This window comes from Bacillus sp. PPSBB_2 (genome assembly GCF_045291115.1).
Lineage (GTDB): Bacteria > Bacillota > Bacilli > Bacillales > Bacillaceae_G > Bacillus_A > Bacillus_A cereus.
On the sequence record NZ_CP147983.1, the window covers coordinates 4,113,167 to 4,130,068 of the forward strand.

Genomic DNA, 16,902 nt, shown 5'->3' on the forward strand with positions numbered 1-16,902 from the left:
TGATATAAAAAAACGACCGCGTTCCCCCGCAGTCGTTTTTTTCGTGTTACGCTGTGATCCAAGCTTCGTTAGCTGGATTTTTACGCCACTCTTGTAATTTTTTCGTTTCAGCTTGTCCAATCATACCTTTTTCTGCTGCTACTTCAGTTAATGCACTGTAATCGCTTAAAGAGTATGATACTACGTTAGCTGCTTCTAGTTTTTCTTTTCCTGCTTCAAGCTCGTATGTGAAGATTGATACGATTCCTAATACTTCACATCCAGCTTCGCGAAGTGCTTCTACACATGTAATTGCACTACCGCCAGTTGAAATTAAGTCTTCTACTACTACGACTTTTTGACCTTTTTCAGCTTTTCCTTCGATTTGGTTCCCTTTACCGTGACCTTTTGCTTTACTACGTACGTAGCACATTGGTAAATCCATACGATCGCTTACCCATGCAGCGTGCGCAATACCAGCAGTTGCTGTTCCTGCAATAATTTCTACAGTTGGGAAGTGCTCTTTAATTAACTCTTCTAATCCAGCTGCAATCGCTTGACGTACTTTTGGATAAGATAAAGTTAAACGGTTATCACAATAAATTGGTGATTTCATACCTGAAGACCAAGTGAATGGATCATTCGGTTGTAAAAATACTGCTCCAATTTCTAATAAATGCGATGCGATTTCTTTTTTCATACTGTTACACCTTCCCACTGTTGTTTTACTGTTTTATACGCTTCAAGCGGATTTTCTGCTTTTGTAATACTACGTCCAACTACGATGTAGCTTGAGCCAAGTTCCCTCGCACGTTTCGGTGTTGCTACGCGCACTTGGTCATTTACATCATCGCTTGCAAGACGAATCCCCGGTGTTACTGTTACAAATTCATTTCCGCATACTTCACGTAATTTTGGAACTTCAAGTGTTGAACAAACAACGCCATCAAGTCCACTTTCTTTCGTTAATTTTGCATAATGAGCAACCGCTTCTTCTAACGTTTTCTCAATGCCGATCTCTTTTTTCATCATAGCTTCCGAAGTGCTTGTTAGTTGTGTAACTGCAATACAAATCGGTCTCTCTTTTCCTTCTTGCTTACCTTCCTCTAATCCCTCAATCGCAGCTTTCATCATGCTGCTTCCCCCAGCAGCATGAACATTTACCATATCAACATCTAGACTAGCTAGGCTACGCATAGCGCTTTTTACTGTATTCGGAATATCATGAAGTTTTAAATCTAAGAAGATCTTATGTCCCTTTTCTTTTAAGTACGTAATAATCGCAGGGCCTTCTTTGTAAAATAACTCCATACCTACTTTGACAAATAACTCTTCCCCTTCAAAGTGGCGTAAGAATTGTTCTACTTCTTGTTTCCCTGGAAAATCTAGTGCAACGATTAACGACTGTGACATGTTTGCTTCCAGCTCCTTCCTTGACATTCCGAAATGTGATCAAATCCTAATTCATCTAATAATGCTGGTAACTCTTCAATAATTGTCGGACATACGAACGGATCGATAAAGTTCGCTGTACCTACTGCAACTGCGCTTGCGCCAGCATAGAAGAATTCAATTACATCTTCAGCTGTTTCAATACCACCCATTCCGATAATTGGAATGTTAACCGCTTGGCTTACTTCATGTACCATGCGAATTGCTACTGGCTTAATCGCAGGACCTGATAATCCGCCTGTACGGTTTGCTAAAATTGGTTTAGCTGTTTTTAAATCTAGACGCATACCAAGCAATGTATTAATCATCGTTAAACCATCTGCACCTGCATTTTCAATCGCTTTTGCAATTTCTACTATGTTTGCCACGTTCGGTGACAATTTCACGTATACAGGTACTTCAGAAACCTCTTTTACTCGCTTCGTTAAATCAGCAGCAATTTCAGGATTTGTACCAAAGGCGATACCACCTGTTTTTACGTTCGGACAAGAAATGTTTAATTCTAGTGCATGGACATTAGGCGCTTTAGAAATTTCCTTCGCAACCGCTACGTAATCCTCAGCTTGTGAGCCTGCAACGTTTGCAATAATTGGAAGGTCAAATTGTTCTAACCATGGTAATTCCGAATTCATTACTTTGTCTAATCCCGGGTTTTGAAGTCCGATTGCATTTAGCATGCCGCCTGGTGTTTCAGCAACACGAGGCGTTGGATTTCCATAACGTGGTTGTTCTGTCGTCGCTTTAATCATGATTGATCCTAGTACACTTAAATCGTAAAACTGTGCATATTCACGACCAAACCCAAAGCATCCAGATGCCGGTATAATTGGATTTTTTAATGATAATCCTGGTAATTCAACTTGCAATCTGTTCATAGTACAACCTCCCCGATTGGAAATACTGGTCCGTCGCTACACACCTTCTTGTAAGAATGTCCACTTGGATTTTCTTGTAAGTGGCATACACATGCGAAACAAGCTCCAATACCACAGCCCATACGTTCTTCTAATGAAATATAGGCTTTTTTCTCTTTGTAACGTCCTTCTAATGCACGAAGCATCGCTAGCGGACCACATGAATAAAGAATATCAAAGTCAATTCCGTAATTATCAATTACATCTGTGACAAATCCTTTTGTACCGTGTGTACCGTCTACTGTCGCAACGTACGTATCACCAAGTTCTGCAAATTTTTCTTCATAGAAAACTACATCTTTCGTTTGAAAGCCTAAGATGTGAATAACACGTACACCTTTTGCAACGAGGCGCTGTGATAATTCATAAAGTGGTGGTACACCAATTCCCCCACCTACTAGTAAAGCTGTTTGACCAGCTTCTGCTTCTTCTACAGGAAAACCGTGTCCTAATGGTCCTAGTACATCTACCATTTCACCTTGTTTTCTAGTTGCTAATGTTTTTGTCCCTTGTCCTTCGGCACGATATAGCATTGTAAATTCGTTCTTCTCTTGATCTACATTACAAATACTAATTGGGCGGCGCAGAAGGGGCGCAATGCCCTCTGCTACCTTAATGTGTACAAACTGCCCTGGTTCGTTCATTTGCTGTACTAACGTTCCTTGAAGCACTAATTCGTAAATATTTTTTGCGATTTCTTTTTGGTTAACGACGATCATATTTTGCTTTTGCATCATGCATGTACCACCTCGTGACGCTTTGTTTGCGTAATTTCTTTCATTGAATGAGCTGAGAATGTCATAGATTCTAATACTCGTAAGATTGCTCTTGTTGTATCAAGTGATGTTAAGCAAGCCACACCATTTTCTACTGATTCACGGCGAATGCGGAAACCATCACGCGCTGGTTGTTTACCTTTTGTTAATGTGTTAATTACAAACTGTGCTTTTCCTTGACGGATAATATCTAGTAAGTTGTAGTCTTCAGAATCAATTTTGTTTACAACTTGTACTGGGATATTTTGCTCTTCTAATGATTGTGCTGTTCCAGCTGTTGCTAATAAGTTATAGCCGATTTCGTGGAAACGTTTTGCAATTTCCATCGCCTCTTCTTTATCTTTATCCGCTACAGTAATGATTACTGAGCCGTGCGTTGGGATGTTAATTCCAGAAGCAACTAATCCTTTATACAATGCTTTTTCAAGCGTTAAGTCTTTACCCATTACTTCCCCTGTTGATTTCATTTCAGGTCCTAATGTTGTATCAACTGAGCGTAGTTTCGCGAATGAGAATACCGGAGCTTTTACATATACTTCTTTCTCTTCTGGGTGATAGCCAGTTCCGTATCCTTGCTCTACTAGGTCTTGCCCTAAAATAACTTTCGTTGCAACATTCGCCATCGGTACGCCTGTAATTTTACTTAAGAACGGTACTGTACGGCTTGCACGTGGATTTACTTCAATTACGTACACTTGATCTTTGAATACTACAAACTGGATATTTAGTAATCCAACAATGTTTAATCCTTTTCCAAGTGCAATTGTATGTTCAATGATTTGTTCTTTTAGTTTTTCAGATAAACTTTGTGGTGGATATACTCCAATTGAGTCACCAGAGTGAACTCCAGCGCGTTCAATATGTTCCATAATACCTGGAATGAATACATTCTCACCATCGGAAATTGCATCTACTTCAATTTCTTTACCAACCATGTAACGGTCGATTAATACTGGGTGATCTGCATGAACTTTAACTGCATTTTTCATGTAGTGCAGTAGTTCTTCTTGGCGATATACGATTTCCATCGCACGTCCACCTAGTACGTAAGATGGTCTTACTAATACTGGGTAACCAATTTCTTCTGCGATTGCTACCGCTTGTTCTACAGTCGTTGCTGTTTTACCAACTGGTTGCGGGATGCCAAGTTTTGTTAAAGCAGCTTCGAATTTATCACGATCTTCTGCACGGTCTAAGTCTTCAAGTGATGTTCCTAAAATTTTCACACCGTGTTCTTCTAGTTTCGCTGCTAAGTTAATTGCCGTTTGTCCACCGAACTGAACGATAACACCTTCTGGTTTTTCTAAATCGATAATATGCATTACATCTTCAATCGTTAATGGTTCAAAGTATAATTTGTCAGAAATACTGAAGTCTGTTGAAACTGTTTCTGGGTTGTTGTTAATGATAATTGCTTCATATCCAGCTTCTTTAATTGCCCATACTGAGTGAACTGTTGCGTAATCAAACTCAACACCTTGACCAATACGGATCGGACCAGATCCTAGAACTACTACACTCTTACGATCTGTTACAATCGATTCATTTTCTTCCGCATATGTGCTGTAGTAATATGGCGTTGCAGATTCAAACTCTGCCGCACAAGTATCTACCATTTTGAATACTGGCATCATATTATTTTCTTTACGCATATCGTAAATTTCGCGCTCCGTTTTGTTCCAAGCTGCTGCAATGTAGTGATCGCTGAAGCCCATTTCTTTTGCAGTTTGTAGTACTTCCATATTTCCTACATTCGCTTTTACTTCACGTTCCATATTTACGATGTTTTCAACTTTTTGTAAGAAGAAGAAGTCCATTTCACACCATTCATTGATTTCTTCTTTCGTTACACCTTGGCGAATTGCTTCTGCTACAATAAACAGTCGTTCATCATCCGCTTTAATGATACGTTTTTTCATCGTTTCTTTATCAAGTTCTTTTAAGTGGTCTAATTCTAAGTGATAAATGCCAAGCTCTAAAGAACGAACTGCTTTTAGTAATGATTCTTCTAAGTTACGTCCGATTGACATAACTTCACCAGTTGCTTTCATTTGTGTTCCAAGCGTTCTGTTCGCTGATTCAAACTTATCAAACGGCCAACGTGGAATTTTTGAAACAACATAGTCTAACGCTGGCTCGAAGCAAGCGTAAGTTTTTTGTGTTACTGGGTTTACGATTTCATCTAACGTTAAGCCGACTGCAATTTTTGCTGCTAATTTCGCAATTGGATATCCAGTTGCTTTAGATGCTAGTGCAGATGAACGACTTACACGTGGATTTACTTCGATTACATAGTATTGGAAGCTATATGGATCTAGTGCAAGCTGAACGTTACATCCACCTTCAATTCCTAGTGCACGAATAATTCGTAATGACGTGTTACGTAACATTTGGTATTCACGGTCGCTTAGCGTTTGGCTCGGTGCTACAACGATTGAATCACCTGTATGAACACCAACTGGATCGATGTTTTCCATGTTACACACTACAATTGCGTTATCATTTGAATCACGCATTACTTCGTATTCAATTTCTTTACAGCCAGCAATACTTTTCTCCAATAAACATTGTGTTACTGGGCTATGTTTTAAACCACTTGTTACGATTTCAATTAGCTCTTCTTCGTTATGACAAATTCCGCCGCCCGTTCCTCCTAATGTGAACGCTGGTCGAACGATTACTGGGTAACCAATTTCGTTTACAAATCCATATGCTTCATCAAGGTTATGAATAATTTCACTTGGTGGTGTTGGTTCATTTAAATCTTGCATTAATGTACGGAATAAATCACGATCTTCCGCTTGCTCGATTGCTGATAATTTTGTTCCTAAAATTTCAACTCCGCACTCGTCAAGTACGCCTGATTTTGCAAGTTCAACAGCCATGTTTAAACCTGTTTGACCACCTAATGTTGGTAGGATTGCATCAGGACGTTCTTTACGAATAATACGGCTTACGAATTCTAATGTTAATGGCTCGATGTATACTTTATCAGCTGTTGCAGTATCCGTCATAATTGTTGCTGGGTTAGAGTTAACAAGGATTACTTTGTAACCTTCCTCTTTAAGAGATTGACAAGCTTGTGTACCAGAGTAGTCAAACTCCGCTGCTTGCCCAATTACAATTGGTCCTGATCCGATTACTAAAATTGTGTTAATGTCTAGGCGTTTTGGCATAACTCTTCCCCTTCTTTCTTGAAGTTTTCAATCATTGTTAAGAAATCTTCGAATAAATCATTTGCATCTTCTGGTCCCGCTGAAGCTTCTGGATGGTATTGTACTGTAAATGCCGGGAACTTCTTATGACGAAGACCTTCTACCGTTCCATCGTTTAAAGCAACATGTGTAATTTCAAGATCTGTATTTTCAACTGATTCTTCTTCTACTGCGTATCCGTGGTTTTGAGATGTAATTGCTACTTTTCCAGTTGCAAGATTTTTTACTGGATGGTTTAAACCACGGTGACCAAATTTCAACTTACTTGTATTTGCACCTGATGCTAGAGCGAACAATTGATGTCCTAGGCAAATTCCGAATAAAGGAACTTTACCGATAATGTCTTTTAACATTTCAATTGCTTCTGGTACATCTTTCGGATCTCCAGGTCCATTACTTAACATAATTCCATCTGGGCTAAGGCGTAAAATTTCTTCCGCTGTTGTGTTGTAAGGAACTACAATTACATCACAGTCACGCTTATTTAATTCTCGTAAAATACCATGTTTCATACCGAAGTCTACTAGTACAACTCGGTGACCACGACCTGGGCTTGGGTATGGATCTTTCGTTGATACGCGTTTTACATGATCTGTAAATACTGTCGCTTTTAATTGGCTTACAATGTACTCTACATCTGCATCCATGTTACAAAGGCGTCCACGTAATGTACCGTATTGACGAATTTTTCTCGTTAATTTTCTCGTATCAATCCCTGCTAATCCTGGGATATTTCTTTCTTTCAAGTAATCATTTAACGAAATTTCATTACGGAAGTTTGATGGGTGATCACAAATTTCGTTTACGATTAAACCATTTACAGATGGGTGAATGGATTCAAAATCGTCACGGTTAATGCCGTAGTTTCCGATTAATGGGTACGTGAATGTTACGATTTGACCGCAATATGATGGATCAGATAATGTTTCTTGATATCCAGTCATTCCTGTTGTAAATACAACCTCACCTGACTTTTCGATTTCGCCTCCGAAACCTGTTCCAATTAATACTGTTCCATCTTCTAAGATAAGTTGTCTTTTCATACTAATGCACTCTCCTTTTGCCATGCGATCTTACCACCAACGATTGTCATTACCGGCCATCCTTGGCATTTCCAACCTGCGAATGGTGTATTTTTTCCTTTTGATAAGAATGTTGTTGGGTCAATCTCTTCTTCTTGTTCTAAATCAATGATTGTAATATCAGCTGCTCTACCTTCTTTTAGGCGACCTGCTTCTAAGCCGAATGTATCAGCTGGCTTTTCTGTTAAGAATTGAATTAACTGTTCTAGCGTAATAACTCCCTTTTTCACAAGGTTTGTGTATAGAAGCGGGAATGCTGTTTCAAAACCAGTAATTCCAAACGGTGCTCTTTCAATTCCTTGTGCTTTCTCTTCCGCTGTATGCGGTGCATGGTCAGTTGCGATCATATCGATCGTTCCATCTAATAAACCTTCAATTAATGCTGCATGGTCTTCTTTTCCACGAAGCGGTGGGTTCATTTTAAAGTTAGGATCAGCTGATGGGATATCATCTTCACATAACACTAGGTGATGCGGTGTTACTTCTGCTGTTACTTTAATTCCAGCGCGTTTCGCATCACGGATTACACGTACAGAACCTTTCGTACTTACATGACATACGTGATAGTGGCAATCTGCTGCTTCAGCAAGCAGTATATCCCTTGCAATATGTACAGATTCACATACTGATGGGATACCGTTTAATCCGTGTTTCTCAGAAAACTTCCCTTCATGTACACAACCTTTATTAATAAGCGTATTCTCTTCACAGTGCGCAACTACTGCCATATCTAATTTTGCTGCACGTTTCATAGCCGCTAACATCATGCTCGCATCTTGTACGCCTACGCCGTCATCTGTGAAAGCAAATGCTCCAAGTTCTTTTAATGTTTCGAAATCTGTCATTTCAGAACCAGCTTGACGTACTGTAATTGCTCCGTATGGTAGTACGTTAACATGAGCTTTTTCTTCAATACGTTTTTGCAAGTCTTCCATATGTTCTCTGCAATCTGGTACCGGGCGTGTATTTGGCATTGCGCAAATTGTAGTGAATCCACCTTTTGCCGCTGCTAGTGTACCTGTTTCAATTGTTTCTTTATGTTCACCACCTGGTTCACGAAGATGTACGTGTACATCTACTAATCCAGGTGCGATTAACTTTCCGTTCACATCGATTACTTCAGCATTATCTGCCGTAATATTTTCTGCTACCTTAGCGATTTTACCGTCTTGTACGAGAAGATCCGTTGCTACGATTTTTCCTTCTTCATTCATATAACGACCATTTTTAAACAAATAATTCATGTTTCATTCCTCCTAATACATTTGGTAAGGCGCGTTTTAGTACAGCCATTCTTACGTAAACTCCATTTTCCATTTGTTTAAATATACGTGAACGCTCACACTCAACAAGTTCACTTGCAATTTCAACATCACGGTTTACAGGAGCTGGATGCATAATAATGCTTCCTTCTTTCATACGCTTTTCTCTTTCTACTGTTAATCCGTGTTTCTCATGATATTCTTTCATAATGTCTGTTTCATAATGATCATGACGCTCATGTTGTACACGGAGTAACATCATTACATCAACTTCTGGAACAAGTTCATCTAATGGTTTGTATGTTCCAAATGTGTTGTCTTCATCTTGCCACTCTTCTGGACTTGCAAAGTAAATTGTTGCACCAAGCTTCGTTAATGCTTCTGCATTAGAACGTGCTACTCGGCTATGACGAACATCTCCTACTATTGCAATCTTCAAACCTTCAAATCTTCCAAACTCTTGTTTAATTGTAAGAAGGTCCAGTAGGCACTGTGTTGGGTGGTTTCCGCATCCATCTCCAGCATTTAAGATTGGAATATTCACCTGATCTTTTAGTTCATCGAAGTAGCGATCTTGCTCGTGGCGGATGACCACTGCTTTTGTTCCGATTGATTCTAGTGTTCTTATCGTATCGTATAGAGTTTCTCCTTTTTGTACGCTAGATGCATCAGCTGAAAAGTTTAAAACATCAAGTCCTAATCTCTTCTCAGCAACTTCAAAGCTAAATCTCGTTCTCGTACTATTCTCAAAGAACAAGTTCGCAACAAAAGTTTGCTCTGTCGTTTTGCTCTCTTTTCCATTCGCAAAATCTTCTGCATCTTTTAGGATTTCTGAAATTTCTACTTCCGATAATTCACTCATCGTTAACAAATGGCTCATCGTCATCCCTCATCTTTCTGATTTTTATGTTACCACTTTTGAATTTTTATAACAACCTTTGCATAAAAATACCCTAATCGTGTGAGACTAGGGTGCAAGAAAGAAGCCACCCTTTCCGGTCTCACAGGACTGAATTAAAAGGTTATTATTATGAAGCAATCTGCTTAGATTGTTTTATTTGTTTCGTTTCCGGTAGTAGTAGATTTAACAGTACACCTACAATTGCTGCTAGTGCCATTCCTTCTACTTGGAATGATTCTCCTACATGAAGTACCGCTCCACCAATACCGATTACTAATATTACTGATGCAATCATTAAGTTTCGTTTGTCACTTAAATCTGTTTTATCATCTACCATCATGCGTAATCCGCTTGATGCGATTACACCGAATAGTAAGATTGATACACCACCCATAACTGGTGTTGGGATCGAATGAATCAGTGCAGAAATCTTACCGATAAATCCGAACATGATTGCGAATACTGCTGAACCGATGAATAAGTATACACTGTATGCTCTCGTAATTGCTAGCACACCGATGTTTTCACCATACGTTGTATTCGGTGGCCCACCGATTAGTGACGCGATTAATGTTGCTACTCCGTCACCGAAGATTGAACGGTGTAAACCTGGTTTTTCAATTAAATCTCTTTTAATAACATTTCCAAGAACAATTTGATGTCCGATATGTTCTGATATTGTTACTAGTGCAACTGGTACCATCAAGAGTACAATCTTCCATGAAAACTCTGGTGTGTATGTTACAAATGGTACTGTGAAATCTGGTACAACAAACCATTTTGCCTCAGCTACCGGCTTTAAGTCTACTAGCCCTTGGAAGTAAGCGAAGATATATCCGCCGATAATGCCAAGTAACACTGGTATGATACTGAAAAATCCTCTTCCAAATATCGAGCATATAATTGTAATTGCTAATGTTACTAACGCTACTGAAAAGTGTGTAAAGCTATATTTGCCATCCGCACCGTTCATCGCCATGTTAACTGCTGTATGTGCTAAAGCTAGACCGATTACCATTACTACTGGACCAACTACGATTGGTGGTAGTAATTTCATAATCCACTCTGATCCTGATTTCTTAATTCCGAGTGAGATTAAGATGTACACAAGTCCTGCTAGCAAACCACCAAGCATTGCCGCTCCCGGTCCACCTGCCGTTTTCGCTGTTATAATCGGTGCGATAAAGGCGAATGATGATCCTAGATAAGCAGGTACTTGACCTTTCGTTATAAGAAGAAACGCTAACGTTCCTAATCCACTTGATATTAATGCTACTGATGGATTCAATCCTGTTAAAAACGGAACAAGCACTGTTGATCCAAACATCGCGAACAAATGTTGTATACTTAAAAATAACCATTTTCCCGGTTTCGGTACTTCATTAACGTCTAACACTGGCTTTTGTTCCATTGTTACATCCTCCTTCAGTTTAAATCTTTGCAATAAAAAAACTCTTTGTGCCTGTGCACAAAGAGTCCTACACTTTCGTATGCCAAATTTGACATATGAAAGCCAAGACCCTTTGGCAGCCTCACAGGACTACATTTAAAAGGGCTTTACTTATCGTATATGCTTACTCGATCTTGTTGATCTGTCTCTTGCAAATCAACTTCGATACGCTCTTCACTTGATGTTGGAATATTCTTCCCTACATAATCAGCGCGAATTGGTAATTCGCGATGACCTCTATCAACAAGAACCGCCAATTGGATTTGAGATGGTCTACCTAAATCCATAAGAGCATCCATTGCTGCTCGAACTGTTCTTCCTGTATATAATACGTCATCCACAAGGATAACTTTTTTCTTCGTAATATCTACAGGGATATCAGAACCTTTTACAAGTGGTTCTTTATTTTTCGATTGTAGTGTTAAATCATCACGATATAACGTAATGTCTAACTCTCCAACTTCCATTTCTTTTCCTTCAATTTGACCAATTCGTTCTGCCAAACGTTGTGCAATAAAAATTCCACGAGTTTTAATTCCGACAAGAACACAATTATCGACACCTTTATTTCGTTCCACGATTTCATGACTAATTCGTGTTAAAGCGCGGCGAATCATTTGGTCATCTAAAACGACAGCTTTCTCTTGCATGCTCTACACCTCCAAGCTTTTTTCTTGCGTGAGAGTAATGGTATAAAAAAGTCCTCTCAGCGTGTGCGAGAGGACTTTTGAAAAAAGGGTACAACATACCCTAAGTATTTCAAACCGTTACCTTCTCAACCTCACGGGGCTGTGTTAAAGGATCATTATTTAACTGTTGTCAGTATCTCAGTTTTCTTATGATTTGTCAATACTATTTTCGTAAAATATTTAATGCGTCTTCAAACACTTCTGGAATCGGTGCCTCAAACTGAATATATTCACCAGTACGAGGATGATCAAAGCCTAAAATACCCGCATGAAGTGCTTGTCCATTCATATCTAACGTTTTCTTCGGACCATACTTCGGATCTCCTGCAAGTGGATAGCCAATATATTTCATATGAACACGAATTTGGTGCGTACGTCCCGTTTCTAAGCGACATTCTACAAGTGTAAAGTCTTTAAAGCGTTCTAACACTTGGAAATGCGTAACAGCGTTCTTACCATTTTCATCAACTGTCATACTTTGACGCTCTTTCTTATCACGAGCAATCGGAGCATCAATCGTTCCCTTATCATGCGGAATCACACCGTGTACAATCGCTTTGTAACGTCTCGTTACTGTTTTTGCTACAAGCTGATTTACAAGCGATTCATGTGCCATATCATTTTTAGCAACCATTAATAGTCCAGATGTATCTTTATCGATACGATGCACGATACCTGGACGCATTACACCGTTAATGCCTGATAAGTCTGTACAATGGTGCATAAGGCCATTTACAAGTGTACCACTTGTATGCCCTGGTGCTGGATGTACAACCATACCACGTGGCTTATTTACAACAAGCACATCTGCATCTTCATAATAAATTTCTAAATTTAAATCCTCTGGTTGAATATCTAACTCTTCTGGTTCAGGAATTGTTACTGTAATTTCATCTTCTTCTTTTACTTTATAATTCCCTTTTACCGCTTTCCCGTTTACTGTCACAACTTCATCTTTAATCCATTGCTGCACTTGCGTACGTGACCATTCGTTATTTATCCCTGTAACGAATTTATCAATTCGCTCGTTTTTTTGCTCTGCTGCAACTGTTACTTGTACTACTTCACTCATTCAATTACTCCTTCGCTTTCTTGCCTTCTAATAATGTTTGAATAATAATTAATACAACACCAATACATAATGCTGAATCAGCTATATTGAATACTGGATAGTTGTACGAGAAAATATACACGTGAATGAAATCCACTACTTCTTGTCTAAATACACGATCAATAAAGTTACCAATTGCCCCGCCCAAAATTAGGCCTAACGAAATACCTAGAAGCTTGTCTGTTTTCGCATACTTTTTCATATAAAATACAATAAACACTACAAAAACAACTGTAATAATGTAGAAGAACCACATTTTATTTTCTAAAATACCCCAAGCAGCGCCTCTATTTCGATGTGATGTTATGTATAATACATTGTCGATAATCGGAATACTCGTACCCAATTCCATGTTCTTTACAATTAACCACTTCGATATTTGATCGATAGCAATGACGAATAACGCTATTACATAATATATCATTTTCATTTCCCCCACAAAGACAGTGTACCTCAAAATTTTAGCATAGCTGCTACCTTTTCACAATGAACCTTTATAGAAGAATAAAATAAATTAAAAAAAGGTAATATAATATCGTTGTGCGTATTCATACATTTACCTTTTCATAAAAGAATTCATGAATCGTACGGGCAGTCGGCATTGTCTTCATTTGCTTTGTCGAAATTAATCTCCCCGTATCTTCACAAATACCATACATGTCTATTTCCATTTTAAATAATGCGCGTTCTACATCCTTTAAATCCTCTTTTATATCATGTAATAGCAATTTTTTCTTTATCTCTTCCTTAATTTCATATCCAAGCTCTTGGCTGAACTCGACATCATATTTGTGCATTACTTCTTTAGCTAGTCTCTCTTGCAACTCTTTTCTCATCAATTGCAATTCTTCTTTTATTTCCATGTAAATTTCATTCACGTGTACATTCCTCCTAGCTGTAATGTACAGTTAGTGTGTCCGAAATTTATTTGCTTACCTCACACACATTTTTCCTTCACAGGAAAGAGTCTGAAAGTGATTTTGATATGCCATCAACAAAAAAACTGACTGTATCAATAGCAGTCAGCTTTTTTTATTATTTTACATAGTTTTCTTTAACAACTGTTGCACAACGCTCACATAATGTTTCATGTTCAGCATCTTTACCAATTGTTTCTGAAACTACCCAACAACGTTCACATGTTTCACCAGTTGCTTGAGCAACAACAACCGCTGTATGTTCATACTTCGGTGCATCTGCTGGCGCTTCATCCATCATACCACCAAGTTTATACTCAGAAACGATGAATAATTGCTTTAAGTCTTCGCTAATAGACTCTAACATAGCTTTCATTTCTGCAGTTGGATATAGCGTAATGCTTGCATTTAATGACTTACCGATTACTTTTTCATTACGAGCTACTTCTAGTGCTTTTAACACGTCATCACGTAATGTCATAAATGCATCCCATTTTGTTTTTAACGCTTCCGCGTCATCTAATTGTACAGCTTCTGGCATATCAGTTAATTGTACACTTTCTTCTGTTACGCCTGGAATGTATGGCCATACTTCATCAGCTGTATGCGGTAAGATTGGTGTTACAAGTTTCGTTAACGCAACAAGAACATCATATAATACAGTTTGAATCGCACGACGATCTTCGTGGTTTGCACCTTCAATATATAAAATGTCTTTTGCAAAGTCTAAATAGAATGAACTTAAATCAATTGTACAGAAGTTATGAATTGCATGATACACAGCAGCGAAGTCGTATGTCTCATATGCTTCTTTAACTTTTGTAATTAAGTCATTTAATTTCACTAACATGTAACGATCTACTTCACGAAGTTCAGCTACAGCTACTGCATTTTCACTTGGCTTAAAGTCGTCTAAGTTTCCTAATAAGAAACGGAATGTGTTACGGATTTTACGATACACTTCTGCTACTTGTTTTAAAATATCATCTGAAATACGTACGTCAGATTGATAGTCAACAGAAGATACCCATAAGCGTAAAATGTCTCCGCCTAATTGATCCATAATTTTCTTCGGTACGACAATGTTTCCAATCGACTTACTCATCTTACGTCCTTCACCATCTAGTACGAAACCGTGACTTAGTACGCCTTTATATGGAGCTTTACCTGTTACAGCAACTGCTGTTGATAATGAAGAGTTAAACCAACCACGATACTGGTCAGATCCTTCTAAATATAAATCAGCTGGACGCTGTAAATCTTCGCGCTCTTCTAATACCGCTTGGTGAGAAGAACCTGAATCGAACCATACATCCATGATGTCTGTTTCTTTACGGAATTCGCCATTTGGGCTACCTGGATGTGTAAATCCTTCTGGTAATAGATCTTTCGCTTCACGCTCGAACCATACGTTAGAACCGTGTTCACGGAATAAATCTGCTACATGGTTAATTGTTTCATCCGTAATAATTGGATCACCATTCTCAGCATAGAATACTGGAATTGGCACACCCCATGCACGCTGACGAGAAATACACCAGTCACCACGGTCACGAACCATATTATGAAGACGAGTTTCTCCCCATGCTGGTACCCATTTTGTTTCTGCTACAGCTTCTATTAATTCTTTACGGAATGCTTCAATAGATGCAAACCACTGTGCTGTCGCACGGAAAATAATTGGTTTTTTCGTTCTCCAATCATGTGGGTATGAATGTGTAATGAATGTTAGTTTCAGTAACGCGCCTACTTCTTCTAATTTTTCTGTAATTGGTTTGTTAGCTTTATCATAGAATAAGCCTTCAAATCCAGGTGCCTCATTTGTTAATACACCTTTATCATCGACTGGGCAAAGTACTTCTAATCCATACTTTTTACCAACAACGAAGTCATCTTCCCCGTGTCCTGGTGCTGTATGAACACAACCTGTACCTGCATCTGTTGTTACGTGGTCTCCTAGCATAACTAATGAATCACGATCGTAGAATGGATGTTTTGCAACTGTGTACTCAAGTTCGCTACCTTTTACTGTTTTCACAACTTCAGCATTTTCCCACTCTAACGTTTTTGCAACTGTCTCAAACAGCTCAGAAGCAATGATATATTTCTCATCGTTTACTTTTACAATGCTATATTCAAGCTCTGGGTGAACAGAAATACCTAGGTTTGCAGGTAATGTCCAAGGTGTCGTTGTCCAAATGATGTACTTTTCATCACCTTCTAATACGTTCTTTCCATCTTTTACAGGGAATGCTACGTAAATAGATGCTGATTTTTTATCTTGATATTCAATTTCAGCTTCCGCTAAAGCAGATTCACTCGTTGGAGACCAGTAAACTGGTTTTTGACCTTTATAGATATAACCTTTTTTCGCCATGTCACCAAACACTTTAATTTGTTGTGCTTCATAAGCTGGCTCTAAAGTAATATATGGATTATCCCAATCTGCACGTACACCTAGACGCTTAAATTGTTCACGTTGACGTTCTACTTGTTCATATGCATACTCTGCACATAACTTACGGAACTCAGCAACTGTCATTTCTTTACGTTTTACACCTTTATTTGTTAAAGCTTGTTCAATTGGTAAACCGTGCGTATCCCATCCTGGAACATATGGCGCACTAAAACCAGTCATTGATTTATAACGAACAATAAAGTCTTTTAATACTTTATTTAATGCATGTCCCATATGAATGTCACCATTCGCATATGGAGGTCCATCATGCAATACAAATAAAGGACGTCCTTTTGTATGTTCTTGTACTTTTTCGTAAATATTCATTTCAGCCCATTTTTCTTGCATTGCAGGCTCACGTTTTGGTAAATTCCCACGCATTGGGAACTCTGTTTTTGGCATCAGTAATGTATTTTTGTACTCCATGCTCAATTCCTCCTTACATGTATAAAAGAAACACTTAAAAAACGGAATAAAAAAGAGACCTACTCATCCCAAAAAGGGACGAGAAAGTCTCCCGCGGTACCACCCTAGTAGATCATATACATGTGTATAGAATCCTCTTTATATTCTTAACGCGAATACACGCCTACGCTTACTCTATTTGTTCAGCGCGGAACTCCAGGGTGATATTCCCACTATCTCCTTATCCTGAGCTTACACCATCCTCAGTTCGCTATATAAGGTTTGAAAAGG

The 16,902-nt window shown here is 38.6% G+C and carries 14 protein-coding genes and 1 other annotated feature (1 of these 15 running past the window's edge); all 14 genes read right to left on the reverse strand.

Going from position 1 to position 16,902, the window contains the following annotated elements:
* Window positions 1-46: 46 nt before the first annotated feature.
* Window positions 47-679, reverse strand: coding sequence for an orotate phosphoribosyltransferase (pyrE, locus tag V6946_RS20445; protein ID WP_000711443.1), 633 nt, complete (start codon window positions 677-679; stop codon window positions 47-49).
* Entirely contained in the window at window positions 676-1,392 is a 717-nt protein-coding gene (gene pyrF / locus V6946_RS20450) for an orotidine-5'-phosphate decarboxylase (RefSeq protein WP_006928308.1), read from the reverse strand. The genes pyrE and pyrF overlap by 4 nt, the downstream gene beginning before the upstream one ends.
* Window positions 1,377-2,306, reverse strand: a complete 930-nt coding sequence (pyrD, locus tag V6946_RS20455; protein WP_001081049.1) for a dihydroorotate oxidase B catalytic subunit — start codon at window positions 2,304-2,306, stop codon at window positions 1,377-1,379. The genes pyrF and pyrD overlap by 16 nt, the downstream gene beginning before the upstream one ends.
* Window positions 2,303-3,082, reverse strand: a complete 780-nt coding sequence (gene pyrK, locus V6946_RS20460; RefSeq protein WP_097796335.1) for a dihydroorotate oxidase B electron transfer subunit — start codon at window positions 3,080-3,082, stop codon at window positions 2,303-2,305. The genes pyrD and pyrK overlap by 4 nt, the downstream gene beginning before the upstream one ends.
* The gene (carB, locus tag V6946_RS20465; RefSeq protein WP_006928306.1) at window positions 3,079-6,297 is read right to left on the reverse strand and encodes a carbamoyl-phosphate synthase large subunit; all 3,219 of its coding nucleotides are present in this window, start codon (window positions 6,295-6,297) and stop codon (window positions 3,079-3,081) included. The genes pyrK and carB overlap by 4 nt, the downstream gene beginning before the upstream one ends.
* Window positions 6,282-7,379 carry a carbamoyl phosphate synthase small subunit gene (locus V6946_RS20470; protein ID WP_000828680.1) on the reverse strand — a complete coding sequence of 366 codons (1,098 nt, stop codon included), beginning with the start codon at window positions 7,377-7,379 and terminating at the stop codon, window positions 6,282-6,284. The genes carB and V6946_RS20470 overlap by 16 nt, the downstream gene beginning before the upstream one ends.
* Window positions 7,376-8,662, reverse strand: a complete 1,287-nt coding sequence (gene pyrC / locus V6946_RS20475) for a dihydroorotase (RefSeq protein WP_001108367.1) — start codon at window positions 8,660-8,662, stop codon at window positions 7,376-7,378. Before pyrC ends, V6946_RS20470 begins: the two co-directional genes overlap by 4 nt.
* The gene (pyrB, locus tag V6946_RS20480) at window positions 8,646-9,560 is read right to left on the reverse strand and encodes an aspartate carbamoyltransferase (RefSeq protein ID WP_000018861.1); all 915 of its coding nucleotides are present in this window, start codon (window positions 9,558-9,560) and stop codon (window positions 8,646-8,648) included. Before pyrB ends, pyrC begins: the two co-directional genes overlap by 17 nt.
* Window positions 9,561-9,708: 148 nt before the next feature.
* Complete coding sequence (gene uraA, locus V6946_RS20485; protein ID WP_000435928.1) at window positions 9,709-10,992, reverse strand: uracil permease; 1,284 nt, start codon at window positions 10,990-10,992, stop codon at window positions 9,709-9,711.
* Between the two features lie 146 nt (window positions 10,993-11,138).
* Window positions 11,139-11,681: a bifunctional pyrimidine operon transcriptional regulator/uracil phosphoribosyltransferase gene (gene pyrR / locus V6946_RS20490; protein WP_001156491.1), complete on the reverse strand. Its 543-nt coding sequence runs from the start codon at window positions 11,679-11,681 to the stop codon at window positions 11,139-11,141.
* A gap of 202 nt (window positions 11,682-11,883) precedes the next feature.
* On the reverse strand, window positions 11,884-12,792 hold the full coding sequence (locus tag V6946_RS20495; protein ID WP_000005833.1) for an RluA family pseudouridine synthase: 909 nt from the start codon (window positions 12,790-12,792) through the stop codon (window positions 11,884-11,886).
* Window positions 12,793-12,796: 4 nt separating this feature from the next.
* A complete protein-coding gene (gene lspA, locus V6946_RS20500; protein WP_000642180.1) occupies window positions 12,797-13,255 on the reverse strand; it encodes a lipoprotein signal peptidase LspA in 459 nt (152 codons plus the stop codon).
* Between the two features lie 124 nt (window positions 13,256-13,379).
* Complete coding sequence (locus V6946_RS20505) at window positions 13,380-13,709, reverse strand: molecular chaperone DnaK (RefSeq protein WP_001002955.1); 330 nt, start codon at window positions 13,707-13,709, stop codon at window positions 13,380-13,382.
* A 157-nt stretch (window positions 13,710-13,866) separates the two neighbouring features.
* Window positions 13,867-16,632 (reverse strand): isoleucine--tRNA ligase, encoded by a 2,766-nt coding sequence (ileS2, locus tag V6946_RS20510; protein ID WP_000455951.1) that lies wholly within the window; start codon window positions 16,630-16,632, stop codon window positions 13,867-13,869.
* Window positions 16,633-16,703: 71 nt separating this feature from the next.
* Window positions 16,704-16,902, reverse strand: a binding site (T-box leader) (it continues 25 nt past the right edge of the window).

Excerpts from the sequence above, each read along its gene's own strand:
- pyrE (WP_000711443.1), bottom strand. The coding sequence starts at position 679 with ATGAAAAAAGAAATCGCATCGCATTTATTAGAAATTGGAGCAGTATTT.
- pyrF (WP_006928308.1), bottom strand. The coding sequence starts at position 1,392 with ATGTCACAGTCGTTAATCGTTGCACTAGATTTTCCAGGGAAACAAGAA.
- pyrD (WP_001081049.1), bottom strand. The coding sequence starts at position 2,306 with ATGAACAGATTGCAAGTTGAATTACCAGGATTATCATTAAAAAATCCA.
- pyrK (WP_097796335.1), bottom strand. The coding sequence starts at position 3,082 with ATGATGCAAAAGCAAAATATGATCGTCGTTAACCAAAAAGAAATCGCA.
- carB (WP_006928306.1), bottom strand. The coding sequence starts at position 6,297 with ATGCCAAAACGCCTAGACATTAACACAATTTTAGTAATCGGATCAGGA.
- V6946_RS20470 (WP_000828680.1), bottom strand. The coding sequence starts at position 7,379 with ATGAAAAGACAACTTATCTTAGAAGATGGAACAGTATTAATTGGAACA.
- pyrC (WP_001108367.1), bottom strand. The coding sequence starts at position 8,662 with ATGAATTATTTGTTTAAAAATGGTCGTTATATGAATGAAGAAGGAAAA.
- pyrB (WP_000018861.1), bottom strand. The coding sequence starts at position 9,560 with ATGAGCCATTTGTTAACGATGAGTGAATTATCGGAAGTAGAAATTTCA.
- uraA (WP_000435928.1), bottom strand. The coding sequence starts at position 10,992 with ATGGAACAAAAGCCAGTGTTAGACGTTAATGAAGTACCGAAACCGGGA.
- pyrR (WP_001156491.1), bottom strand. The coding sequence starts at position 11,681 with ATGCAAGAGAAAGCTGTCGTTTTAGATGACCAAATGATTCGCCGCGCT.
- V6946_RS20495 (WP_000005833.1), bottom strand. The coding sequence starts at position 12,792 with ATGAGTGAAGTAGTACAAGTAACAGTTGCAGCAGAGCAAAAAAACGAG.
- lspA (WP_000642180.1), bottom strand. The coding sequence starts at position 13,255 with ATGATATATTATGTAATAGCGTTATTCGTCATTGCTATCGATCAAATA.
- ileS2 (WP_000455951.1), bottom strand. The coding sequence starts at position 16,632 with ATGGAGTACAAAAATACATTACTGATGCCAAAAACAGAGTTCCCAATG.